Source organism: Pseudoalteromonas sp. BSi20652, from assembly GCF_000239855.1.
In the GTDB taxonomy this organism is placed as follows: Bacteria; Pseudomonadota; Gammaproteobacteria; order Enterobacterales; family Alteromonadaceae; genus Pseudoalteromonas.
Genome location: NZ_BADT01000210.1, coordinates 1 through 24,371, shown reverse-complemented (window position 1 = coordinate 24,371; position 24,371 = coordinate 1). Strand labels below are relative to the sequence as shown.

20 protein-coding genes and 3 pseudogenes are annotated in these 24,371 nt (G+C 40.4%); 15 read left to right on the top strand and 8 right to left on the bottom strand.

All coding sequences use genetic code 11. The features are described 5' to 3' along the window. From glyS to P20652_RS02270, 3 genes are all read left to right on the top strand, one after another. Positions 1–2,070, top strand: coding sequence for a glycine--tRNA ligase subunit beta (gene glyS / locus P20652_RS02260; RefSeq protein WP_008172003.1), 2,070 nt, complete (start codon positions 1–3; stop codon positions 2,068–2,070). A gap of 75 nt (positions 2,071–2,145) precedes the next feature. Further along, the gene (locus P20652_RS02265; RefSeq protein WP_008172002.1) at positions 2,146–2,595 is read left to right on the top strand and encodes a hypothetical protein; all 450 of its coding nucleotides are present in this window, start codon (positions 2,146–2,148) and stop codon (positions 2,593–2,595) included. A 325-nt stretch (positions 2,596–2,920) separates the two neighbouring features. Then, positions 2,921–3,445 (top strand): transposase, encoded by a 525-nt coding sequence (locus P20652_RS02270; protein ID WP_008172000.1) that lies wholly within the window; start codon positions 2,921–2,923, stop codon positions 3,443–3,445. Between the two features lie 62 nt (positions 3,446–3,507). On the opposite strand, the gene tusA is transcribed toward P20652_RS02270, so the two are convergent. The 3 genes from tusA to fadB form a co-directional block, all read right to left on the bottom strand. Then, on the bottom strand, positions 3,508–3,747 hold the full coding sequence (tusA, locus tag P20652_RS02275; RefSeq protein WP_007377644.1) for a sulfurtransferase TusA: 240 nt from the start codon (positions 3,745–3,747) through the stop codon (positions 3,508–3,510). 312 nt (positions 3,748–4,059) lie between these two features. Next, the gene (gene fadA, locus P20652_RS02280; RefSeq protein WP_008171997.1) at positions 4,060–5,229 is read right to left on the bottom strand and encodes an acetyl-CoA C-acyltransferase FadA; all 1,170 of its coding nucleotides are present in this window, start codon (positions 5,227–5,229) and stop codon (positions 4,060–4,062) included. Positions 5,230–5,233: 4 nt separating this feature from the next. Then, positions 5,234–7,393, bottom strand: coding sequence for a fatty acid oxidation complex subunit alpha FadB (gene fadB, locus P20652_RS02285; RefSeq protein WP_008171995.1), 2,160 nt, complete (start codon positions 7,391–7,393; stop codon positions 5,234–5,236). A 192-nt stretch (positions 7,394–7,585) separates the two neighbouring features. On the opposite strand from fadB, the pseudogene P20652_RS19090 reads away from it, so the two are divergent. The 5 genes and pseudogenes from P20652_RS19090 (at position 7,586) to P20652_RS02305 (ending at position 13,886) form a co-directional block, all read left to right on the top strand. Continuing rightward, positions 7,586–9,470: pseudogene (locus tag P20652_RS19090) on the top strand (transglycosylase SLT domain-containing protein). Between the two features lie 139 nt (positions 9,471–9,609). Next, on the top strand, positions 9,610–10,932 hold the full coding sequence (gene pepQ / locus P20652_RS02290) for a Xaa-Pro dipeptidase (RefSeq protein WP_008171989.1): 1,323 nt from the start codon (positions 9,610–9,612) through the stop codon (positions 10,930–10,932). Between the two features lie 88 nt (positions 10,933–11,020). Beyond that, positions 11,021–11,635 (top strand): YigZ family protein, encoded by a 615-nt coding sequence (locus P20652_RS02295; protein WP_008171987.1) that lies wholly within the window; start codon positions 11,021–11,023, stop codon positions 11,633–11,635. A gap of 96 nt (positions 11,636–11,731) precedes the next feature. Further along, on the top strand, positions 11,732–13,183 hold the full coding sequence (locus tag P20652_RS02300) for a TrkH family potassium uptake protein (protein ID WP_033018029.1): 1,452 nt from the start codon (positions 11,732–11,734) through the stop codon (positions 13,181–13,183). 40 nt (positions 13,184–13,223) lie between these two features. Beyond that, the gene (locus P20652_RS02305; protein ID WP_008171983.1) at positions 13,224–13,886 is read left to right on the top strand and encodes a flagellar brake protein; all 663 of its coding nucleotides are present in this window, start codon (positions 13,224–13,226) and stop codon (positions 13,884–13,886) included. Positions 13,887–14,234: 348 nt separating this feature from the next. Here P20652_RS02305 and trkA read toward each other — a convergent pair whose 3' ends face one another. The 4 genes from trkA to def form a co-directional block, all read right to left on the bottom strand. Next, positions 14,235–15,611: a Trk system potassium transporter TrkA gene (trkA, locus tag P20652_RS02310; protein ID WP_008171982.1), complete on the bottom strand. Its 1,377-nt coding sequence runs from the start codon at positions 15,609–15,611 to the stop codon at positions 14,235–14,237. A gap of 64 nt (positions 15,612–15,675) precedes the next feature. Beyond that, complete coding sequence (gene rsmB / locus P20652_RS02315; RefSeq protein WP_008171981.1) at positions 15,676–16,971, bottom strand: 16S rRNA (cytosine(967)-C(5))-methyltransferase RsmB; 1,296 nt, start codon at positions 16,969–16,971, stop codon at positions 15,676–15,678. Beyond that, positions 16,964–17,917 carry a methionyl-tRNA formyltransferase gene (gene fmt, locus P20652_RS02320; protein WP_008171980.1) on the bottom strand — a complete coding sequence of 318 codons (954 nt, stop codon included), beginning with the start codon at positions 17,915–17,917 and terminating at the stop codon, positions 16,964–16,966. The genes rsmB and fmt overlap by 8 nt, the downstream gene beginning before the upstream one ends. Positions 17,918–17,941: 24 nt before the next feature. After that, positions 17,942–18,445, bottom strand: a complete 504-nt coding sequence (gene def, locus P20652_RS02325; RefSeq protein WP_007584168.1) for a peptide deformylase — start codon at positions 18,443–18,445, stop codon at positions 17,942–17,944. A gap of 118 nt (positions 18,446–18,563) precedes the next feature. On the opposite strand from def, the pseudogene P20652_RS02330 reads away from it, so the two are divergent. The 6 genes and pseudogenes from P20652_RS02330 to hemF all read left to right on the top strand — a co-directional run bounded on the left by P20652_RS02330 (position 18,564) and on the right by hemF (position 23,510). Further along, positions 18,564–19,681: pseudogene (locus P20652_RS02330) on the top strand (LysM peptidoglycan-binding domain-containing protein). Positions 19,682–19,712: 31 nt separating this feature from the next. Beyond that, complete coding sequence (dprA, locus tag P20652_RS02335; RefSeq protein WP_008171977.1) at positions 19,713–20,804, top strand: DNA-processing protein DprA; 1,092 nt, start codon at positions 19,713–19,715, stop codon at positions 20,802–20,804. A 1-nt stretch (position 20,805) separates the two neighbouring features. After that, on the top strand, positions 20,806–21,279 hold the full coding sequence (locus P20652_RS02340; protein ID WP_008171976.1) for a DUF494 family protein: 474 nt from the start codon (positions 20,806–20,808) through the stop codon (positions 21,277–21,279). Positions 21,280–21,393: 114 nt separating this feature from the next. Next, positions 21,394–21,969, top strand: a complete 576-nt coding sequence (locus tag P20652_RS02345) for a type I DNA topoisomerase (protein WP_008171975.1) — start codon at positions 21,394–21,396, stop codon at positions 21,967–21,969. Between the two features lie 25 nt (positions 21,970–21,994). Then, positions 21,995–22,558: an L-threonylcarbamoyladenylate synthase gene (locus P20652_RS02350; RefSeq protein WP_008171974.1), complete on the top strand. Its 564-nt coding sequence runs from the start codon at positions 21,995–21,997 to the stop codon at positions 22,556–22,558. Position 22,559: 1 nt separating this feature from the next. Beyond that, complete coding sequence (gene hemF / locus P20652_RS02355) at positions 22,560–23,510, top strand: oxygen-dependent coproporphyrinogen oxidase (RefSeq protein WP_008171973.1); 951 nt, start codon at positions 22,560–22,562, stop codon at positions 23,508–23,510. 63 nt (positions 23,511–23,573) lie between these two features. Here the strand turns inward: hemF and P20652_RS02360 are convergent, their stop codons facing one another. Further along, entirely contained in the window at positions 23,574–24,011 is a 438-nt protein-coding gene (locus P20652_RS02360; RefSeq protein WP_008171972.1) for a group II truncated hemoglobin, read from the bottom strand. Between the two features lie 53 nt (positions 24,012–24,064). Here P20652_RS02360 and P20652_RS02365 point away from each other — a divergent pair. Further along, a pseudogene (locus tag P20652_RS02365) lies at positions 24,065–24,371 on the top strand (shikimate dehydrogenase); the annotation flags it as partial.

Here is a 24,371-nt window from a genome sequence, read left to right as displayed (position 1 = left end):
ATGTCAGCACAAAATTTATTAGTAGAAATTGGCACAGAAGAGTTGCCACCAAAAGCACTGCGTAAATTAGCAGAAGCCTTTGCTGCAAACTTAACTGCAGAGCTTGAAACACTAGAGTTAGCACATCAAGGCGTAAGCTGGTATGCATCGCCTCGTCGTTTAGGTTTACAAGTAAAAGCGCTTAAAGCTAAGCAACAAGACAAAGAAGTTGAAAAACGCGGTCCAGCAACTAAAGCCGCATTTGACGGTGACGGTAACCCAACAAAAGCAGCAATGGGTTGGGCACGTGGTTGTGGTATTGAAGTAAAAGACGCACAAACACTCGAAACAGACAAAGGCGCATGGTTATTGCACATTGCTAAAGTTGCAGGGCAAGAAACTAAAACGCTAATGACAGGTGCAATTACTAAAGCGTTGGCTAAATTACCAATTCCTAAACCAATGCGTTGGGGCGCGAATAAAACACAATTTATTCGTCCTGTGCATACGGTAACTATTTTGTTTGGTGATGAGTTACTTGAAGGTGAGATCCTTGGTAAGAAAATAACTAACCAGCTTCAGGGTCATCGTTTTCACCACCCAGAAAAAATTAGTATAAACCATGCAGATGACGTTTTTGACGTACTTAAATCTGCTTACGTTATTGCTGATTACGAACAACGTAAAGCGCAAATTCGTACGCAAATAGAAGAGGCTGCAAAAGCAGTTAATGCTGTTGTTGCAATGGATGAAGATTTACTAGAAGAAGTAACATCACTTGTAGAGTGGCCAGTTACTTTAACGGCAACATTTGAAGAAGCATTTTTAGATGTACCAGCCGAAGCGTTAATTTACACCATGAAAGACGATCAAAAATACTTTCCGTTATTAGATCAAAACGGCAAACTTTTAAATAAATTTTTGTTTGTATCTAACATCGAGAGTAAAGATCCAAGTGTGGTTATTTCTGGTAACGAAAAAGTAGTGCGCCCGCGTTTAGCCGATGCACAGTTCTTCTTTGAAACAGATAAAAAGAAAACTCTAGAAAGCCGATTAGAATCGCTTGATAGCGTATTGTTCCAAAAGCAACTTGGTACGCTTAAAGATAAGTCTCAGCGCATTAGTGAGCTTGCAGGTTATATTGCTGAGCAATTAGGTGCTGATAAAGACCTAGCACAGCGTGCAGGCTTATTAAGTAAAACTGACCTAATGACTGAAATGGTAATGGAATTTACCGACGTGCAAGGTGTAATGGGAATGCATTACGCTCGCCACGATGGTGAAGCCGAAGATGTAGCCTTAGCGCAAAACGAGCAGTACATGCCACGCTTTGCAGGCGACAACTTACCTACAAATTTAATTAGCTGTGCAGTAGCGATTGCTGATAAGTTTGATACGCTGGTGGGTATTTTTGGTATAGGCCAAGCACCTAAGGGTGACAAAGACCCATTTGCTCTTCGTCGTGCTGCTATTGGTGCACTTCGCATTATGGTAGAAAAAGAACTACCACTTGATATTTTAGACCTAGTAGCTAAATCGCAAACATTGTTTGGCGACAAGTTAACTAACTTAAATGTATCAACTGACGTATTTGAATTTATGCTAGGACGCTTCCGTGCTTGGTATCAAGACGAAGGTATTGAAGTAGACGTAATTCAAGCAGTGCTTGCACGTCGTCCGACTAAACCTGTTGATTTTGATCGCCGTGTTAAAGCCGTAAGCCACTTCCGTACATTAGACGCAGCAGAAGCGCTTGCAGCAGCTAATAAGCGTGTAGGTAACATTCTGGCTAAAAACGACATTACCAGCCAAGGTAGTGTTGATGAGAGCTTATTAAGCGACGACGCTGAAAAAGTATTGGCATCACAAGTAGCAAAATTTGCCACTGACCTTGCACCACTTTACGCAGATGGAAACTACCAAGAAGCATTAAGCCAGTTGGCAGGTATTCGCGAAAGTGTTGATAACTTTTTTGACAACGTAATGGTTATGGCCGACGATGAAGCTGTTAAGCAAAATCGTCTTGCGCTGCTAAGCCAGTTAAGCGGATTGTTTTTAGGTATTGCAGATATTTCTGTTTTACAAAAATAACACCGATTAGCAATTTTAAAAGCCAGCGTTTTGCTGGCTTTTTAGTTTTCACTGTATGCAAAGGAAACCCCATTGATGATTTCTATGAAACGAATTTTAACCTTAGCAATTGCTGGTTTACTTACTGCCTGTACAAGCCAAATTTCGATTAACGATGTATTGCCACAGCAAGAGCTTGACCGCACAATTTACTTACGTGGCGACTTTACACTGTGGGATGCAGAACCCCAGTATCAGTTTGCGCCAGTTGGTCCATCGCTTTATCAAGCACAAGTTAAATTTTCGACGCCTGGTAAAGTGTACGAATTTAAAATAGCCGATGCCGATTTTAGTGAAGGTTACAACTGTGGTTACAGCGATGCACAACCAGCAGGGCAAAGCCTAACACTCGGCCAACCAGCTATCGCAGACTGTAATACTATTTATAACTACTTTAGTTTCACACCAGCAATAAAAGGCACATACATAGTAAGTATTGATTACAGTGACTACGACAAGCCACAAGTGACGATAACGAAGAAGTAATTTTTAGCTATTTAATAGACCTAGTGGGTTAATGGATTTGTGACAAGGACGTTGTAGTATTTATTCAGCATTAACACCAAGGGGGTTTCGTAGGTTGGGTAGAGTGAAGCGAAACCCAACATGTGTGGCGAACAAAACTATTTTGGTGGTTATTAAATACGTTGGGTTTCGTAAAACTCAACCCAACCTACGACAGTCACAAGTTTATGTGGTTGCTATAAGTGTGCAACAATATCGTGGATAAGTTTGACTTAAACTTGTCTTGATTATAATTAACAAAACTAATCTATACTCTTATTTATCTGTTTATTTTATGGATAAAAATATGCGTTATAAACGTATGCTAGAGGCGGGCGCATGTTATTTTTTTACGGTAAATTTGGAAGATAGATCTCAGCCTTTGCTTGTGGAAAATATAGAGTTATTACGTCGTGTATATTCAAAGGTTGCAAAAAAGCATCCAATAAAGACGATTGCAATCGTTATCATGCCCGATCACCTTCATGTTATTTGGCAATTACCAAAAGATGATAATAATTACGCAATGCGTTGGCGGCTTATAAAATCAGGCTTTTCTCGAGAGCTGCCAGCAAAAGAATTTTGTAATAAAAGTCGAATAGCGAAGGGAGAGCGCGGGATTTGGCAGCGTCGTTATTGGGAGCATAAAATTAGAGATGAAGAAGACTTAAATAACCATATTAATTATATCCACTACAACCCTGTGAAACATAAATATGTCTCTGAAGTCTGTAATTGGCCTTTTTCGAGTTTTCATCGATATGTCAAAGATTCAAAATTACTGAGTAACTGGGGGAGTGATAATAAGTTAAACGATATATACAATGAGTGAAATTATTTCGATTATTACAAAATACGTTGGGTTTCGTAAAACTCAACCCAACCTACGTGAGTTTAAAGTCCTTTCTTCACCACATACCTATACGGTGCTTCTTCAGCATCTTTAGCCACCAGCGTGTGATCCATAAACGTACAAAAGCTCGGAATATCGCGAGTGGTTGATGGGTCATCTGCGGTTATTAATAACGTTTCACCATCGCTCATTTTACGAATAGCAGCACGTACCATCATTACTGGTTCTGGGCAGCGAAGGCCTATGGCATCTAATTGGTGATCGGGGTTATCAAAGCTCATAATAAGTTTGCCTGTTCAATATTATTTATAACTGCTGGTTCTGTTCGGGTATAGCTATTTAACAATTTAGAAGTTTAGCGCAATTTTAAGTATAAATTAACTATTTTACTTAGATCTAGATCAGCACTTAGTTTGATAATATTTATACAGTTAAAAAAGTTAAGTAAAAACTAAGCCCGATCATAAAATAGTTTTGTATTTACACTAAGCTACTGCGAATGTTTTGATATATTAAGACTAATAAAAAAGGCGAACTGAATAAAATCAGTTCGCCTTTTTAATCACCAAGATGGTTTTACATGTTTAAACTAATTAGTCTTGAACACGTTCAAATACAGTGGCAATGCCTTGGCCTAAACCAATACACATAGTTGCTAAACCGTATCGTACATTTTTGTCTTCCATTAAGTGAATAAGCGATGTGCTAATACGCGAACCCGAACAACCCAGAGGGTGACCAAGTGCGATTGCGCCGCCATTTAAATTCACTTTTTCGTCAACAACATCCATTAACCCTAAATCTTTCATTACAGGTAATGATTGTGCTGCAAAGGCTTCGTTAAGTTCTACTACGCCTAGGTCATCAATTGTAATACCGGCTTGAGCAAGTGCTTTTTTACTTGCTGGTACTGGGCCGTAACCCATAATTGATGGATCGCAACCAGCGACTGCCATTGCTTTAATACGCGCACGAATTGGTAAGCCAAGTTCTTTTGCTTTCTCTTCGCTCATTACTAACATTGCAGATGCGCCGTCAGAAAGTGCAGAAGACGTACCGGCTGTTACCGTACCCGATGCAGGATTAAATACAGGGCGAAGTTTTGATAGGCCTTCTACTGTTGTTTCTGGGCGAATTACTTCGTCGTCTTCAACTAATATAAGCGAACCATCTGCTGCGTGACCTTCCATTGCTAAAATTTCGCGACGGAAACGGCCTTCAACAGTTGCCGCTTGTGCACGTTGATGTGAACGATAAGCAAATTCATCTTGTTGCTCACGGCTAATGCCATGAAGCGTTGCAAGGTATTCTGCTGTTAAACCCATTGAGCCCGATGCTTGTGCAATTGATGTTGCAAGACCTGGATGAAAGTCGTTGCCGTGAGTCATAGGTACGTGGCCCATGTGCTCAACACCACCAATTAGGTAAGTGTCGCCAGCGCCTGTCATTATTGCGCGTGCTGCGTCATGCAATGCTTGCATTGACGATCCACATAAACGGTTAACCGTAACAGCAGGTACGCTGTGTGGGATACCGGCAAGTAATGCTGCGTTACGTGCTACGTTAAAGCCTTGCTCTAATGTTTGCTGTACACAACCCCAATAAATATCGTCAATTGATGCTGGATCAACTGCTGGGTTGCGATCAAGTAAGCCTTTCATTAAATGTGCGCTTAAGTCTTCAGCACGTTTATGTTTGAATACACCACTTTTAGAGCGACCCATTGGTGTGCGGATACAATCTACAATTACTGGATTATTCATGATATTAACCTTCCACCTTATAGAAAACACGACCTTCTTCGGCCCACTTGCGAGTTTGCTCAGATACTTGGTAAATCGCACCTAGGTGAGCGTATTTGTCTGCTGCTGCAACAAAGTTAGCTAAACCAGTTTGATCTAAGTAACGGAACGCGCCGCCTCTAAATGGAGGGAAACCAACACCGTAAACTAATGCCATATCTGCTTCTTGCGCAGAGGCAACAATGCCTTCTTGCAAACACAGTAGCACTTCGTTAATCATTGGAATCATACAACGGTCGATGATTTCTTGTTTATCAAATTCTTTTGGTGCGTCTGTAATTGGGCTTAGTAGCTCAACTGCTGTCTCGTCATGAGACTTTTTAAGACGACCGCGACGATCTGTTTCGTATTTGTAAAAACCGGCTTTGTTCTTTTGACCAAAACGTTTTTCGTTGGCAAAAATAGTCACTGGGTCTTTATCAGCACGCGCCATACGCTCAGGGAAACCGTCAGCCATTACGCCAGTACAATGGAACGCTGTATCAATACCTACAACATCAAGTAGGTAAGCTGGACCCATAGGCCAGCCAAATACGTTTTCCATTACTTTATCTACTTTTGCAAAGTTAGCGCCTTCAACCACTAATTTGCTAAAACCTGCAAAGTAAGGGAATAAAACACGGTTTACAAAAAAGCCTGGACAATCGTTAACAACAATTGGCGATTTACCTAATTTAAGCGCGTAATCAACTACTGCATTAATAGTTTTATCTGAGGTTTTTGCGCCACGGATAATTTCTACTAATGGCATTTTTGGCACAGGGTTGAAAAAGTGCATACCACAGAAGTTTTCTGGCTTATCTAGCGCTTGTGCTAGTAAATCAATACAAATAGTTGATGTGTTTGAAGTAAGTACCGTGCCTTCTGGCATGGTCTTTTCAAGATCAGCGAGTACTGCTTGCTTAACTTTAGGGTTTTCTACAACGGCTTCAACAATAATGTTGGCATTTTGTAGGTCTGACGCGTTAAGTGTTGGCTTAATTTTGCTAAGTGTTGCCAACATTTTTTCCATTGGCATGTGGCCACGCTTAACTTTTGCACCTAGTAACTTAGACGCTTCACCCATACCTAAATCAAGCGCATCTTGTTGGATGTCTTTCATTATAATAGGTGTGCCTTTATAAGCAGACTGGTATGCAATACCGCCACCCATAATACCAGCACCTAACACAGCGGCTTGTTTAATTTCTACATCGCTGTGCTTAGCAAATTTACGTGCTTTACCTTTAATGTATTGGTCAGCTAGAAATATACCTGTTTGTGCAGCTGCTTCTGGTGTACGTGCTAATTTAGCAAAGTTAGCGTTTTCGATTGCCATTGCTTCATCGCGAGTACAGTTTGCCGCTGCTTTAATAGTACGTACAGCCATAACCGGTGCAGGATAGTGGCCTTTGGTTTTACCCATTACCATACCTTCTGCCATAGCAAAGCTCATGCCTTGCTCAACACGGTTTAATTTAAGTGGCTGTAGTTTTACGTTGCGTTTTGCTTGCCAATCTAGCTTGCCTGCAATTGCTAGTTCAAGTGTTGATACACTTGACTCTAAAAGTTTGTCAGCACTAACTACCGCGTCAAACGCACCTACTTTAAGGGCATCTGCAGCGCGGTTTTCTGCGCCTGAGGTAATCCACATCATCGCGTTATCGGCGCCAATGATACGTGGTAAGCGCACTGTGCCACCAAACCCTGGCATTATGCCAAGTTTAACTTCTGGTAGGCCCATTTTAGCTGTTTCGCTTGCCACACGATAATCGGTAGCAAGTGCCCACTCACAACCACCGCCAAGTGCCATACCGTTTATAGCGCTTAGAGTTGGGAATGGTAAATCTTCGATTGCATCAAAAACGTCGGTTGCGTTTTTGATCCACACTACTAATTCTTCTTCAGGTTTAGTAAATGTAGGTAAAAATTCGAAGATATCGGCACCAATAATAAAGTGCTCTTTATCACTGGTAAAAATCATGCCTTTGATATCAGTATTGGCAGCTAATTCTTTTAATGCTGCTGCGCAATCTGAAAGAGTTTTTTGAGATAATGTGTTTACAGAGCCTGCAACACAAAACTTAAACTCGGCGATGTTTTCCTTCAGGAAGCTAACTTCAAAGGAATCGCTTTTATATAACATTATTATTCTCCCTAGTTGACGAACTAAGACTGGTACGATGAGTTTGCATTTCAATCAGTGTGCTTGCTTTAAATTAAAAATGCAACGAAAAATTTAACTCGGTTACAATCGACTGGTTAAAATATAGCTGGTTTGGTGCTAAGGTGGTTGAAAAGTTTTTATTCACTACTTTAATTTTTATTAAAGGACATTATGAAAAAATATTTATTAAGTGTTGCGGCAGCTGCATTCATTTTCCCTCTTCATTCTGCCGAGGCAAGTATCGATAACGATGCCTTTTTAGATGCCGAAAAAAAGTAAGGCACGGAAGCTATCAAGACTTTAAACAAGCGGTTAGCAACCTAAATCATCCGTTAAAACCGTATGTTGAAAAAATGTACTGGCAACGTCACCCGAGTATTAAGCATCAGGCAGAGATAGAAGACTATTTAAATATATATCAGCATACACCGCTTGAGTGGCCTGTTCGCAAAGCGTGGTTAGAGTATTTAAAAGAGAACAACGAAAAAGCGGCGTATATACGCAACTACCGTGAAACGTCTAACACGGGGCTTACCTGTACTTATTTAGATTTTCAGCTTGATTTAGGTGCGCCTGAAAAGGCGATTCTAAATCAGGTGACCGACTTATGGGCTGTAGGTAAATCGCAACCTAATGGTTGTGATAGTTTATTTTCTACGTGGCGTAAAAAAGGCTACATGAAAGACGAAACGGTTTGGAAGCGTGTAACACTTGCAGCAGAAGGCGGGAAGCAAAGTTTATTGCCTTACTTAAAAACTTTATTGCCAAGTAAGGAGCGTTACTTAGCTGATTTATATTTAAAAGTACGAAAAGATCCAAGCGCAGCTGCTGGGTTATATCGATATAAAAATAAGTCGGCTAAAGAAGGCCAAATAGCAATTTATGGTGTTAAGCGTTTGGTTTGGCGCGACAAAGAGCTTGCTTTAAAAGCATGGGAAAAACTAGAAAAAATATTTAAGTACAGTGACGAAGAAAAAGCGGATGTGTATTACACTTTTGCGTTGTCACTTGCCTCTAGCGGGCACAAACAAGCGAGCTTTTGGCTAAATAAAGTGCCTAAAGAGCGATTAGACAGCAAGCTTATTCAGTGGCAACTGGGCAATATGCTCAAAACCCAAGATTGGGAAGGGATTGCTGCATTTTTTACAGGTAAAGAAAATTTAAGCCTTGGTCAGCAATATTGGTTAGCTTATAGCTATGCACAGCGTGGCGAGCAAAAAAAAGCAAACGACATCTGGGAAAAAGTAGCTGCTAACCGTGATTATTACGGCTTTTTAGCAGCAGCGCGTTTGGGCTTGCCCGTTGATTTAAATAATCAGCCTTTAGCAGTCGATAAGGTACTTGTAGATAAAGTAAGTAATGCACCTGGCTTTAAGCGTGCAAAAGCACTTTATGATATTGAACGCTTTACGTCGGCACGCCGTGAGTGGAATTATTTAACGGATACGTCTAGCGATGAGGAAAAGCTGGCAGCATCGCAGTTATCTACCGACTTAGGGTGGCACGACAGTACTATTTTTACTCTAGCAAAAATTAAAGCATGGGATAACGTAGATCAGCGTTTTCCATTTGCTTTTCAGGATGTATTTGAGCGCTACAGTAAACGTAGCAAAATAGATGTGGCATGGAGTATTGCTATTGCAAGGCGTGAAAGCTCTTTTGCACCTGATGCACGCTCGCATGCTAATGCGCGTGGTTTAATGCAGTTATTACCTAGTACCGCTGATTATGTAAATAAAAGCAGTGTGACAAGCAATCGTTTATATCAACCTAAAACAAATATTAGGTTAGGTACTAGTTACTTACAGTACTTGAAAAAGAAAACCACGGTAATGAGGTGCTGGCTACTGCTTCTTATAATGCGGGTTATCACCGTATAAAGCGTTGGTTACCTGATGACGCTATTCCGGCTGAGTTATGGGTAGAGCTTATTCCGTATCGCGAAACCCGTGATTACGTAAAAAATGTATTTGCGTACAGACAGGTTTACCATACAAGAATGGGCCGAGATGGAAATGTATTAGCGCCGCTACTGGAAATGAAAATGGGCGGTTGAATATACGACCAATAACTTAACACGATTGGTATAGGTATTAATAAGGGGGATGTTTACATGTTAAATATCCCCCTTTTTTGAGCGCTTAGTGTTTAAGTGGTAGACTCAGAGCAAGTTAAATTTAACAGATGGATTAACAATGGATAAATTAGCCGTTTTATACGCCGAACATATTGCAACACTGCAACAGCGTACTCGTACAATTTGTAATAGCGAAGGGTTAGAAGGATTAGTCATTCATTCAGGCCAAGCTAAGCGCCAGTTTTTAGATGATATGTATTATCCATTTAAAGTTAATCCACAGTTTAAAGCGTGGTTACCGGTTATTGACAATCCTCATTGCTGGATTGTGGTAAATGGCAGCGACAAACCAAAACTCATATTTTATCGCCCGGTAGATTTTTGGCATAAAGTGCCAGACGAGCCTCGCGACTTTTGGGCTGAGTACTTTGATATAGAGCTATTGCTACAACCTGATCAAGTTGAAAAGTTGTTACCATACGATAAAGCTAAATACGCTTACATGGGTGAATACATTGAAGTAGCACAAGCACTTGGTTTTAGTATTATGAACCCTGAGCCTGTACTTAACTATTTTCATTACCACCGCGCTTATAAAACGCAGTACGAACTTGAATGTTTACGCAACGCTAACCGCATTGCAGTAGATGGGCATAAAGCTGCGCGCGATACATTTTTTAATGGCGGCAGTGAGTTCGATATTCAACAAGCGTACTTAATGGCTACACGTCAAAGCGAAAATGAAATGCCGTACGGCAACATTGTTGCGCTTAACGAAAACTGCGCTATTTTGCATTACACCCACTTTGATCCAAAAGCGCCACACACTCACAACTCATTTTTAATTGATGCCGGTGCAAACTTTAATGGTTACGCTGCTGATATTACTCGTACGTATGATTTTAAAAAGCAGGGTGAGTTTGCTGAGCTTGTACAAGCGATGACAGTTCAACAAATCGAACTAGGTAAAGGTTTAAAGCCGGGTATGCTTTATGGTGATTTACATGTTGAATGCCATAATCGTATCGCACAAATACTTAGTGACTTTAAAATTGTTAACCTTCCTGCTGAGGAAATTGTTGAGCGTAAAATTACCTCTACCTTCTTTCCGCATGGACTAGGGCATCACCTAGGTCTACAAGTGCATGATATGGGGGGGTTTATGAGCGACGAAAAGGGCACACATCAACCATCGCCTGAAGGGCATCCGTTCTTGCGTTGTACCCGCCTGATCGAAAAAAACCAAGTGTTTACTATTGAGCCAGGTTTATACTTTATTGATTCACTGCTTGGTGATTTAGCGCAAACCGATAATAAGCAGTTTATTAATTGGGAAAAGATTGAGTCATTTAAACCATTTGGCGGTATTCGTATTGAAGACAACATTATTGTTCACGAAGATAGCTTAGAGAATATGACACGAGATTTAGCGCTCGATTAATTCTAGTTAACACTAATTAGTTTATACACGTTAAAATACGTACATTATTTAAAGGGGCCTTTTGGCCCCCTTTTTACAAGTTTAAAATATGTCTGAATATAAATATCCCGCTACTGACGTTTTTCATCAAGAAGAAATTAAAAAAAGTACGTTTATAGTTCACATTGCACATACCCCCGATTTAAATTCAGCTAAAGCATTTATTAAAAGCATTGAAGAAAAGTATAGCGATGCGCGTCATAACTGCTGGGCACATGTGGCAGGCAACCCCGGTGGCAGCCATGTTTATGGTTTTTCGGACGATGGTGAACCAAATGGCACTGCAGGAAAACCTATGTTAAATGTGCTGGTGGGTTCAGGCCTTGGCGAAATCACAGCTGTTGTTACACGTTACTTTGGCGGCATAAAATTAGGCACGGGCGGGTTAGTACGTGCTTATGGTGGCTCATTAAATAATGCACTAGTAAAATTGCAAACGGTACTTAAAGTTCCCAGTGTTGAAATTACAGGGAGTAGTGAGTACAGCATGCAAGGTGCGATTGAGCAGTTATTAAAAACAAAGTATCAAGTGCTTAATATTGATAAGCAATTTACTGCTAATATTGAATGGGTGATTACAATAGATAGCCGCGAAGCTCAGCAAGCAATCAAAGATATTTTTGATTTAAGTCACGGCGCAGTTGAGTTAACTATTAAAGAGTAATAACCTACACAAATTGCATATAATGCATACTGACCCGATTTAATTTGGTTGATACTACTCAGCCTGAATTTACTAATAATAAAAGCGACAAGCTAAATGCAATTTCGTACCATCATAAAAATTCTTGGCCAACTTGTTGCGCTGTTTAGTATTACCATGGTGCCTCCGGCACTGGTGTCTTTAATATATAAAGACGGTGGTGGTGTTCCTTTTGTTTTAGCATTTATCTTTAGTGTTGTTATTGGCATGATGGCTTATTACCCAAACCGCCATGAAAACGGTGATTTAAAAGCACGTGAAGGCTTTTTAATTGTTGTTTTGTTTTGGCTGGTACTTGGGGCGTTTGCGTCCTTGCCGCTTATATTTTTACAAGAACCTAATTTATCGCTCGCTGATGCGGTATTTGAAGCATTCTCTGGCTTAACAACCACCGGCGCTACAGTACTTACCGGTATTGAGTATTTACCCAAGTCGGTATTGTTTTATCGCCAGCAACTCCAGTGGTTTGGCGGTATGGGGATAATCGTACTCGCTGTTGCTATACTCCCAATGCTAGGTGTTGGTGGCATGCAGTTATATCGTGCAGAAATACCAGGACCGGTAAAAGATTCAAAAATGACCCCGCGAATTGCCGATACCGCAAAGCACCTTTGGTATATTTATGTATCGTTAACAGTTGCATGTACGCTTGCCTATTGGACTGCGGGAATGAATTGGTTTGATGCAATTTGTCATGCATTCTCAACGGTCGCTATTGGTGGTTTCTCTACTTACGATGCATCTATAGGGCATTTTGATAGTCCTGTAATTAACTTTATTTGTGTTTTCTTTTTAATAATTGCTGCGGTTAACTTTTCTTTGCATTACGCCGCTGTGGCTAGTCGTAATATACAGGTGTATATACGTGACCCAGAATTTAAGGTGTTTTTGTGTATTCAATTAGCGCTGGTGGTTATTTGTTTTACCGTACTTTCCTCTAACGAAATATTTGCTAATGGCGATGAAACCCTCGATCAGGCGTTATTTCAAGCTGTTTCGATGAGTACAACAGCCGGCTTTGCTACGGATAACTTTTCAACATGGCCTTTGTTTTTACCTATTTTACTTATATTTTCGAGTTTTATTGGTGGCTGTGCAGGCTCTACTGGTGGTGGCATGAAAGTAGTGCGCGTGTTTTTACTTTACTTGCAGGGCGTGCGTGAGCTCAATCGTTTAGTGCATCCTCGTGCTATATATTCAATCAAGCTGGGTCGAAAGGCATTGCCAGATAAAGTAGTAGAAGCCGTGTGGGGGTTTTTCTCTGCGTATGCGCTTGTGTTCATTATTATCATGCTTGCGCTTATGGGCACCGGTATGGATAACATAACTGCGTTTTCGGCCACTGCCGCTTGTTTAAATAATTTAGGCCCCGGTTTGGGTGATGTAGCGTCGCATTATGGTGCTATAACCGATGGCGCTAAATGGTTACTTACAATTGCAATGGTGTTTGGTCGCCTAGAAATATTTACTTTATTAGTATTATTTACCCCCACATTTTGGCGCGGGTAAGTGATTCTTTAATCATAAAACTTTGTATTGGGAAAGGGATATGCCAGCATCAAACCTAGCAAAACTGCATCAGTTAATAGCCGGAGGTATAGTCGATTTAGAAATATTAACCCCAACGGACAGTAAGCGTATTAAAACGGAGTTTATAGGCCTGCTTGAGAATAAGTTTATTATTCTAAATTATCCCAATACAAAGCGCCTACCTGCAGTTGTTGACTATTTACGAGATGGTGTAACGGTTGTTGTGAGGGCACTTATAGAAGGCGAAGGCGGGCAAGTTATAGCATTTCGTCAGCAAATTATGTCTGTTTCTTCTCATCCTGCACGGCTTATTTTTATAAACTTTCCTAAACAAGTACAGCTATTTGCTTTGCGTTCGCAAACACGCATACCCACTTTATTACCTGCAAAACTAAAATTAAGTGACGAGCGAATACTTAATGGAGTAATTAAAGATATTTCATTTACGGGTGTTATGTTTGACGTTAAAAGCGACAAAGAACTCGAAAATATAAAAGATATGCAATGTACTGTGATGCTCAATAGCAGTGATAAAAACTTTAAAGGAGAGGTGTGCAGCGTTAAAGACCACTCCTCTGGTGTACGTTGTGGTATTAAGTTATTAGCGACAGAAGATGAAATGAAAGTTTTTATGAAAGAACATTTTATAGATCCTTCGGTACTCGAATCTATTATTGAATAAGTGATTTTTACTTAACTATTTAAAAAATAACCCTTTTAATAATTACACTTCAAAATTGTATCTTTTCAAATAAGTCCAAGCGTTTAGTTTTATAGCTTTAAAGCGTCTTGCTTTTCAGTGATAAAAATACTTTGTAATTATACCTATTTTTATGCCGATGCATTGAAATATAGTGATTCTTTAAGTGTTGGTGTTTAAGTTGTATTAGTTGGGTCGTACTGAACTGAAACGATGATATTTCTTCAGAATAGTGTTCAAAAGTACAGAATTTAAAACGCGAATATACTTCACAAAAGCCGCTTGAGTCAGCGGCTTTTGCGTGTTAAATAAACTAATTAGAGTAACTAGTTAAAGGAATATAGCACTTACTTGGAATAGCTTTTCTACAACAGTGATGTGTTTTTTATCGATTAAAAACATAATAACGTGGTCGCCCGACATAATAATTGTATTGTCGTGGGCTATCAGTACATCGTCATTACGTACTATTGCCCCAATAGTTGTTCCAGCAGGAAGTTTTATATCGGCAATCGCACGACCAACAACTTTTGATGTACTTTCATCACCATGAGCGACGGCTTCAATGGCTTCTGCTGCGCCTTTACGCAGTGAATACACATTAACAATATCTCCACGGCGTACGTGTGTGAGTAATGCTGAAATAGTCGCTTGCTGTGGTGATATGGCAATATCGATTTCGCCACCTTGCACTAAATCAACATAGGCACCGCGCTGAATAAGCACCATTGTTTTTTGTGCGCCCATGCGCTTTGCAAGCATGGCTGACATAATATTAGCTTCATCGTCGTTTGTTACAGCAATAAATACGTCAACTTGTTCAATATGCTCTTCTGAAAGTAGTTCTTGATCTGATGCGTCACCACAAAAAACGACCGTGTTATCGAGCATTTCTGAGAGTTGCTCAGCACGCTCTTTACTGCGTTCAATTAATTTAACTGTGTGGTTTTTTTCAAGAGATCGAGCCAGTCCTGCCCCAATGTTACCGCCACCAGCAATCATAATTTTTTTGTACGAGCGCTCAAGCTTTTGCAGCTCGTTCATGACCGCGCGAATATGTTTGGTTGCAGCAATAAAAAAGACTTCGTCATCGGCTTCAATAACGGTGGTGCCAAGAGGTTTTATTGCTTTACCTTGACGATAAATAGCGGCAACTCGGGTCTCTACATTAGGAATGTGCTCTTTAAGTGCAGATAGCGCATAACCTACAAGTAAACCGCCATAATAAGCTTTTACAGCCACTAAGGAGAGCATACCATCGGCAAACTGTAGTACTTGCAATGCGCCTGGGTAGTCAATTAAGCGGCGAATATATTTAGTGACCAGTGCTTCGGGTGCAATATAATGATCGATAGGTAAATCATCGTTTTGAAAAAGCTTTTCGCGGTACTTTAAATATTGCTCCGAGCGAATGCGGGCAATTTTAGTGGGAGTATTAAAAATACTGTACGCTACTTGGCATGCAATCATGTTCACTTCATCAGAGCTTGTTACCGCTATAATCATATCGGCATCTTCAGCACCAGCGCGGCGTAATACATCAGGATGCGCGCTGTGGCCCATTACTCCTTGTAAGTCATACTTATCTTGAAGTTCACGTAATCGATTACCGTCAATATCAACAACAGTAATTTCGTTTTGTTCGCCCACTAAGTTTTCAGCAAGCGTAGCGCCAACTTGCCCGGCACCGAGTATGATTATTTTCATTATTTACCCGTGTTAATTAAAAAATAGCCATTTAATAAATGGCTAACTATTTAGTGTGCAGCTATTAGACTTTTTTAACTAATTTAGCGTAATAAAACCCGTCACTTTCACCCGGTAATAATTGTAATCCCGGTGTTGTAATCGTGTCTTTATCATGAAGTGGAATATGCTCTACGTCATCGTTATTAGCTAAAAATTTAGCAACTTGTTGTTGGTTTTCTTGTGGAAGAACCGAACATGTTGCGTATACCAATGTACCACCTGGTTTTAATAATGGCCAAATGCTATCAAGTATATCGTTTTGTAAGGTTGCTAAGTCAACAATGTCTGATGCACGTCGAAGCCATTTTATATCTGGGTGACGACGAATTACGCCAGTTGCTGAACAAGGTACATCAAGCAAAATACGATCGAATAACTTTTCGTCCCACCAAGTATGCGGTTGTGAAGCATCACCGCATTGTAAATCAGCACCTAAGCCTATACGCGTTAAGTTTTGTTTAACGCGTTCAAGGCGAGTGGAGTCGCTATCAAGTGCGAGCACGTCAGCATCAGCAAGCTCTAATATGTGACATGTTTTTCCGCCAGGTGCTGCACAGGCATCTAAAATGGTATCGCCATCTTTTGGTTCTAAAAAGCGTGCTGCAAGTTGTGCTGCGGCATCTTGTACAGAACAAGCACCTGTATCAAACTCAGGCAACGAAAATACATCACGTGGCTTAGTAAGCTTTATACCGTCTATAAAATCAGGATTAACGGTGTGTTCAATATCGTTAGCAGCTAGCATATCACTGTATTCTTGCGTGCTGTATTGCGATTGATTTACACGCAGCCACATCGGGGCTTGCTGCTGGTTTTCTGCAAGTATCCCTTCCCAGCTATCAGGATAGGCTTCTTTTACTTGCTTAATAAACCAATTTGGATGGTTGTATAAACACACTGGAATTAGCTTTGCTTTTTCTTCAAGCTCAACTTGTTGGCGCTGAAAACTGCGTAATATAGCGTTAATTAGCCCTTTTAAGCCTAAAGCGCGTAGTTGGGCCAGTGCGTTTACTGTTTCTGAAATAGCTGCATGTGGCGGTACACGCATATGTTGTAGCTGATAAATACCCACATAGAGTAAAAATTGAAATATTCTGCGCTTACCTTTTAATGGATCTTCCACTAAATGTTGGCAATAATTTTCAAGGCTAGGTAAGTAGCGTAAAACCCCATAGCAAATTTGCTGTAGCAACGCTTTATCTTTAGGCGGCAGGCCTTGGCTTGCAAATGGAAGTTCTTGATTAAGCGATGCGCCTTTATCAACTACGTTATATAAAGTTTCAGCGGCCAGCGCTCGTACGTTTGGAACATTACTCATTGTTTTCGCCTAATATTGTGCCAGGGGTAACCCAGTCACTACGACCATTTAAAAAGTCGTTTATTGCCATTGGTTTTTTACCTTGCGGCTGTAATTGCGTAATACATAAAGCGTGTTCGCCACACGCCACTACTACGCCATTTTTGTCGCTTGATAAAATTTGCCCAGGATCACCTAATTGCAGCACAACCTGCGCTTGATAAATCTTTACTGTTTGCCCACCCATTTGGGTAAAGCACACTGGCCATGGGTTAAAAGAGCGAATGTTTCGCTCGATTTGCAGCGCACTCATTGACCAGTCGATATTAGCTTCTTCTTTAGAAAGCTTTTTAGCGTAGTTAGCAAGTTCATCATTTTGAGGTTCAGGCGTGATTTCACCATTCGCTAATTTATTAATGGTTTCAATTAACGCGTCTGGTCCTAGCTCAGCAAGCTTTGTATATAAACTAGCGCTAGTTTCTGTCGTGCTAATAGGGCAGCGGCTTATATGTAGCATATCGCCGGTATCTAGCCCTTCATCCATTTGCATTATTGTTACGCCGGTTTGTTCATCACCTGCCCAAATTGCGCGTTGAATAGGTGCAGCACCGCGCCAGCGCGGTAATATAGAACCATGCACATTTAAACAACCTAAACGTGGGGCTTCTAATATAGCTTTAGGTAAAATTAAGCCATACGCTACAACAATCATAATGTCGGCATTTAAGCTTGTTAGCTCTGCTAGTGCTTCATCATTTTTTAATGACTGTGGCTGAAAAACCGGTAAGTTGTGCTCAAGCGCTAGCGCTTTCACTTCACTGGCTTTTAATTTTTTACCACGACCAGCAGGGCGGTCTGGCTGGCTATATACACCCACTATTTGGTGTTCGCTTTGTATCAGCGCTTGTAAATGACGTGCTGCAAAGTCCGGCGTACCGGCAAATATAATGCGTAATGGTTGAGTCACTGAGTTTTCCTAAGGTACTTATTACTAATCTGCAAACTTAGCTTCTTTTTCAAGCTTTTTACGAATACGTTGGCGCTTTAATGGAGATAAGTAATCAATGAATAGCTTACCTTGAAGGTGATCTAGTTCGTGTTGAATACAAATAGCCAGTAATTCATCTGCATCTAGTACAAACTCTTCACCGTTTTCGTTAAGTGCAGCGACTGTTACTGTTTCTGCGCGGTCTACTTTTGCATACGAGTTAGGTACTGATAAACAGCCTTCTTCGCTAACGGTAGAGCCGTCTTTTTTAATGATTTGTGGATTAATTAATACCAGTGGCTCATCGCGCTCTTCTGATACATCAATCACAACAATTCGTTGATGAATATCTACCTGCGTGGCCGCAAGTCCAATGCCATTTTCATCGTACATTGTCTCTAGCATGTCTTTTACAATTTGGCGTACTGTGTCGTCAACTTGTGCAACATCTTTTGCTATAGTACGTAAACGTTCATCTGGAAATCTTAAAACTTCTAACCTAGCCATAGTTACCTTTTTCACTTGTGCTTAATTTAGGGTATTGTATGCTCTTATTTTAGCCATTCGCGTTCACCTTTAATAGGTTTTGGGCAATAATAATGAAAAAACAATACAAGGAAGCTCAATGAAATCTCCATTACTTGCAATTATGCTTACATTAAGCGCTGCGTTTCCCGCAATAGCTGATGTACTTAAAATAAAAAAGATGCACCAAAACAGTATGTTGTAAAAAAAGGCGATACGCTTTGGGATATTTCTGGCATCTATTTAGATGAACCTTGGCTATGGCCTGAACTTTGGCAAATGAATCCTCAAATTGATAACCCGCACCTTATTTACCCAGGGGATGCATTAGCGCTCATATATGATGCTGATGGAAACCCGCGTTTGGTGATTAATAAAGCTTATAGAAAACTATCACCTCAGGGGCGTATTACACCAAAAGGTAATAATGCAATTACTACTTTGCCACTTGAAATGATTAAACCTTATATCAGTTATGAGCAAGCAATGAACAGTGACGATATTAAAGGCAAACCTTATATTTTAGGTGCTAACGAAAATACCAAAACACAAACATTAGGCCATATTTTATATGCTAAAGGCGACTTACAAGTACATAAAGCATATGCCATTTACCACAAGGGTGACCCTTACACAGATTTAACCGGTGAAGTGTTAGCAACGCGTGCATCTTATGTGGGTATAGCACGTGCGTTTAGAGCGGGCGATGAGCAAAATGGTGTGCCTTCGTCATTACGTGTTGAGTCTGTTAAACGGGAGATTCAGCAAGGTGATTTTTTAATGCCGGCAATGGAAGGCCAAATGCTACCTGCGTACTTTGATATACACCGTCCTTTAGAGCCTGTAACAGGTAATATTATTGCTTCACCACGCGAAGTTAGAGAATTCAGCACAATGGATGTTGTAGTGCTAAACTTAGGGCGAGAACAAAAAATAGAGGCGGGACATGTATTAGATCTAGAACGCCAATCGCCAACAGTTATTGATGGTCCTCGCGGCCCTCGTTACCCAGAAGATTCTAGTAAATATGAGAAGTTTTTATCTGATGTGAGCCAATTATTTAGTGATGAGTCTGACGAAGAAAGCACAACGTGGACTATGCCTAAAGAAAAAGTTGGCGAGCTAATTGTATTTAAAGTGTATGACAAAGTAAGTTATGCATTAATAACTAAAAACCAGCACCCAATTCGCATTGGAGATATTGCAGTTATTCATTAAGAAGTAGCGAGTCGGTGCTCTAGGAGAGAGCATGGATCAGTCATCTGGCAAGCTAGCCCACTGGCTTGCCTTTTATATGTGTAAAGGGTTGGGTATAAAAACCCTTTTAGCACTATCTAAAAATCATTCCCTTGAGTCATTGTTTGGCTTACCTCATGACCAGCTACTACAGCTAGGTTTAACTGCTAATCAGGCAACTAATCTGCTCAATACTAATTGGCAGGAAGTAAGTCATTATGAGCAATTAATCGTACAAAACAATATTACTGTAGTGTGTATTTTTGATGCGCTTTATCCAGAAGATCTGCGGCAGATTGCCAGTGCCCCTTTATTACTATTTTGTAGGGGAGATGTCTCGTTATTATCTACTCCACAAATTGCAATTGTAGGGAGTCGTAATGCCACACCTACTGGGCTTGAAATAGCCTCAGAGTTTGCATACGAGTTAACTTTAGCAGGAATAACTGTTACCTCAGGCATGGCAAGAGGTATTGATGGTGCTGCACATAAAGGCTCTCTTGCTGGTACGGGGAAAACCATTGCTGTGCTAGGTACTGGGGTTGATATTTACTATCCTAAACGCCATAAACTATTAACAGACCAAGTGTTAGAAAGTGGCCTGCTGGTGAGTGAGTTTTTACCAGGCACAGCTGCTCATGCGCATAATTTCCCGCGTCGAAATCGTATTATTTCGGGATTATCGTTGGGTGTACTTATTGTTGAGGCTGAAATTAAAAGTGGTTCGTTAATTACAGTACGCTATGCGCTTGAACAAAATAAAGAGGTATTTGCAGTACCGGGTTCTATTAAAAACCCATTGGCGCAGGCAAGTCACTTTTTAATTAAACAAGGGGCTAAGTTAGTGGAAAATGTAACCGATATTCTTGATGAGGTTAGTTTTTCTTATCAAAATGATGTTGATGTAAAGGATACGCCCATACAGGTCAACTCTGAATGCGAAGTTTTAAATAGTATTGGCTTTGAAGTAACCAGCGTAGACGACATTGTACGTCGTGTTCAATACCCAATAGATAAAGTATTAGCTCGGTTACTCGATTTAGAATTAGACGATCAGATTGAGCGCGTGCTAGATGGTTATATTAAGTTAAGCGCAGGAAGGTAATATGTTTGATATTCTTTTGTATCTATTTGAAAATTACATTCATAGCGAAGCGGATATATTTGCAGAGCAAAATGAGTTAACCGATGAGCTACTGCGTGCGGGCTTTAATAAGCCTGAGATATTTAAAGCACTCGATTGGCTAGAGCAACTCGCCGATTTACAACACAGCGATGAGTCTCCTTATCTTATTGCTAATCCTAAATATGCAGTTCGTATATTTACCGATAGTGAATGCCAAAGGCTCAGCGCTGAGTGTCGTGGCTTTTTAATGTTTATTGAGCAAATAGGCGTAATTAACGATGTAACACGTGAAATGGTAATGGACTGTTTAGCCTCACTCGATAAACCAACAATAAGCCTAGAAGATTTAAAGTGGATTGTACTTATGATTTTGTTTAATGTTCCTGGCTCTGAAGAGGCATATGAGCAAATGGAAGATTTGATTTTTGATGAACCCAGCGAACTTCTTCATTAGAGATAATTATCTTAATTGTACTCAAATTACTTAAACGGATAAGCACGGCATTGCTTGTATCTTTAAGTGGTTTGGGTATATTAGGCGAAAATTCACCAACCTATTAGGATCACCATGAGTAAAATCGACCATTCGCTTTTCTCGGCGAGCAAGCACGCCCTCGAAAAAGAATACGAGATATGCCCACAGTGTGGTTCAGAGTTAGTGATCCGCAATAGTAAATCAGGCCCTTTTTTAGGATGCGCAAGTTATCCCAAGTGCGATTTTATTAGGCCTTTGGCACATCACGACAGTAACGAAATCAAAATATTAGAAGATTCTGCATGTCCTGAGTGTAGCAAACCGCTGGTGGTTAAAAATGGCCGCTACGGTATGTTTATTGGGTGTACGGGTTATCCAGAGTGTCATTACATTGCTAACGAAAATGAAGAAAAACAAAGCGAAGACACTTTGCCAAGTTGCCCTAAATGCAAAAAGGGTCATTTAGTCGCGCGCAGTAATAAGTTTGGTAAAGTATTTTATTCTTGTGATTGCTACCCAAGTTGTAAATACACGCTTAATAATAAACCGGTTGAACACCCGTGTCCTGAATGTAACTGGCCCATCGTCATAGAAAGAAATATGGCAAACGGCACATTATTGCAATGCCCACAAAAAAGCTGCATGCATAAGCTCACCCCAACTGAATAACGTTTAATTATATCTGGAGACTACTTTGTCAGACCTTTCAAATACGCCCACTGCAATAACATGCTTAACGCAAGGCGAAGTTATTTTATACCCAACAGAAGCTGTATATGGTTTAGGTTGTGATCCAGATAATCAACAAGCCGTTGAGGCACTACTAGCTATTAAGCAACGCCCAGTTGAAAAGGGGCTTATTTTAATTGCTGATAACTACGGACAATTATTAAAATACGTAGATGATGCAAAAATACCAATGGATAAACGCGCTGATATTTTTTCGAGTTGGCCTGCGGCAATTACATGGGTTATGCCGGCATCTAAAAATACGCCTAAATGGCTCACAGGGCAGTTTGATACCATCGCAGTAAGAGTAACAAACCATCCAACAGTAAAACGTTTGTGCCAAGAGTTTGGTAAGCCACTAGTATCAACCAGTGCAAACTTAACCGGTCAAGAAACAGTAATTAGTATTGATCAAGCTAAAGCGCAATTTGCAGAACAAGTTGGCTTTTACGTTGACGAGCCGTTAGGTGGTAATACTCAACCAAGTACAATAAAAGACGCCATGACTGGAAAAATATTTAGAGGTTAATATGCAAAGCGAATTATTAAATCAAGTAAAAGCATACTTTATGGCTTTGCAAGACACTATTTGCAAAGGTTTAGAGGCTGCAGATGGCAGTGCTGAATTTATAGAAGATAACTGGCAGCGAGCTGAAGGCGGCGGAGGTCGCACACGTGTAACCACTAATGGCGCTGTAATAGAGCAAGGTGGAGTTAATTACTCTCATGTATTTGGCGCTTCAATGCCAGGCTCTGCAACAGCACATAGACCAGAGCTTGCAGGACGCAGCTTTCATGCGTGTGGTGTGTCGTTAGTTATTCACCCTAAAAACCCCCATGTACCAACAAGTCATGCCAATGTGCGTTTTTTTATAGCTGAAAAAGAAGGCGAAGAGCCAATATGGTGGTTTGGTGGTGGGTTTGATCTCACTCCTTTTTATCCAGTATTAGAAGACGTACAGCATTGGCATCAAGTTGCTCACGACATTTGTACGCCATTTGGCAGCGAAGTTTATCCAAAATACAAAACCTGGTGCGATGAATATTTTTATCTTAAACACCGCGATGAAACACGTGGCGTGGGTGGGCTATTTTTTGATGATTTGAACGAACTAGGGTTTGAGCAGAGCTTTGCGTTTATGCAATCGGTGGGTAATGGCTTTTTAGATGCCTATTTACCTATTATTGAACGTCGCAAAAATGACGAATACACAGAGCAACAACGTGATTTTCAGCTTTATCGTCGCGGACGTTATGTAGAGTTTAATCTAGTATGGGATAGAGGCACTTTATTTGGACTACAAAGTGGCGGTCGCACAGAGTCTATATTAATGTCTATGCCACCACTTGCACGCTGGGAATATAACTATAAACCAGAGCCAAGTAGTCCAGAAGCTAACCTATATAAGTATTACTTACGCCCACAAGAGTGGTTAACTAGTCAACCAAGTGAGTTGATAGCCAGAGAGTGGCAATTATAACAATTACACAGTAATCCAAAAGGCGCTAATTAGCGCCTTTTTGCATTGTGGCTAAATACAAATTTAATGCTGATTGATCATGTGCGTTGCTAGTTGAGAGAATGATTGCTTTAAGCCTTCACGTAACAACGGGTTGTCTATTTCTATATCCAGCGTTTTATTCATGCAGTACATCCATTGATCGCGCAATGCTTTATCTATAGTAAAAGGCATATGTCTTTTACGTAGCATTGGTTGGCCATGTTTTTCAGTAAATAGGTTTGGCCCGCCTAACCAACCAGATAAAAATTCAAAAAATACTTGGCGAATTCGATCTAATGGCAGAGGATGCATATCATATAACGGTTTAGCGTATTCATCTGACTCCATTATGTCGTAGAATCGATTGGAGATAGCACGCGCCCCTTTCTCTCCACCTATTATTTCATACGGTGTTTTTTCAGGGGTAGGAGCCTGTTGCTTGGGAGCTGGCTTAGATTTAGAAAAAAGTCGTTTAATCATATTACTTATCATCGTTAATAGGCAGTATATAGCTGCAAAGAGGTTGCTTTAAAATGGACAAATATGCGGTTTTTGGAAATCCAATTAAACATTCAAAATCCCCCGCGATACATAAACAATTTGCTGAATCACTGGGAGAGCAAATCGACTATCGCGCAATATTAGCACCTATCGATAACTTTGAAAAAACAGTATCGTCTTTTTTTGAGCAAGGTGGTGTTGGTGCTAACGTTACAATGCCATTTAAAGAGCAAGCCTATGCAATGGCTGATGAGCTTACGCCATTAGCTAAAATAGTCGGGGCTGTTAATACATTAAAAAAACGAGATGATGGCACTATTACTCGGTGATAACACCGAT

Bases quoted from the DNA above. Each gene is read 5' to 3' on its own strand.
- glyS (WP_008172003.1), top strand. From the start codon at position 1: ATGTCAGCACAAAATTTATTAGTAGAAATTGGCACAGAAGAGTTGCCA.
- P20652_RS02265 (WP_008172002.1), top strand. From the start codon at position 2,146: ATGATTTCTATGAAACGAATTTTAACCTTAGCAATTGCTGGTTTACTT.
- P20652_RS02270 (WP_008172000.1), top strand. From the start codon at position 2,921: ATGCGTTATAAACGTATGCTAGAGGCGGGCGCATGTTATTTTTTTACG.
- tusA (WP_007377644.1), bottom strand. From the start codon at position 3,747: ATGAGCTTTGATAACCCCGATCACCAATTAGATGCCATAGGCCTTCGC.
- fadA (WP_008171997.1), bottom strand. From the start codon at position 5,229: ATGAATAATCCAGTAATTGTAGATTGTATCCGCACACCAATGGGTCGC.
- fadB (WP_008171995.1), bottom strand. From the start codon at position 7,393: ATGTTATATAAAAGCGATTCCTTTGAAGTTAGCTTCCTGAAGGAAAAC.
- pepQ (WP_008171989.1), top strand. From the start codon at position 9,610: ATGGATAAATTAGCCGTTTTATACGCCGAACATATTGCAACACTGCAA.
- P20652_RS02295 (WP_008171987.1), top strand. From the start codon at position 11,021: ATGTCTGAATATAAATATCCCGCTACTGACGTTTTTCATCAAGAAGAA.
- P20652_RS02300 (WP_033018029.1), top strand. From the start codon at position 11,732: ATGCAATTTCGTACCATCATAAAAATTCTTGGCCAACTTGTTGCGCTG.
- P20652_RS02305 (WP_008171983.1), top strand. From the start codon at position 13,224: ATGCCAGCATCAAACCTAGCAAAACTGCATCAGTTAATAGCCGGAGGT.
- trkA (WP_008171982.1), bottom strand. From the start codon at position 15,611: ATGAAAATAATCATACTCGGTGCCGGGCAAGTTGGCGCTACGCTTGCT.
- rsmB (WP_008171981.1), bottom strand. From the start codon at position 16,971: ATGAGTAATGTTCCAAACGTACGAGCGCTGGCCGCTGAAACTTTATAT.
- def (WP_007584168.1), bottom strand. From the start codon at position 18,445: ATGGCTAGGTTAGAAGTTTTAAGATTTCCAGATGAACGTTTACGTACT.
- dprA (WP_008171977.1), top strand. From the start codon at position 19,713: ATGGATCAGTCATCTGGCAAGCTAGCCCACTGGCTTGCCTTTTATATG.
- P20652_RS02340 (WP_008171976.1), top strand. From the start codon at position 20,806: ATGTTTGATATTCTTTTGTATCTATTTGAAAATTACATTCATAGCGAA.
- P20652_RS02345 (WP_008171975.1), top strand. From the start codon at position 21,394: ATGAGTAAAATCGACCATTCGCTTTTCTCGGCGAGCAAGCACGCCCTC.
- hemF (WP_008171973.1), top strand. From the start codon at position 22,560: ATGCAAAGCGAATTATTAAATCAAGTAAAAGCATACTTTATGGCTTTG.
- P20652_RS02360 (WP_008171972.1), bottom strand. From the start codon at position 24,011: ATGATTAAACGACTTTTTTCTAAATCTAAGCCAGCTCCCAAGCAACAG.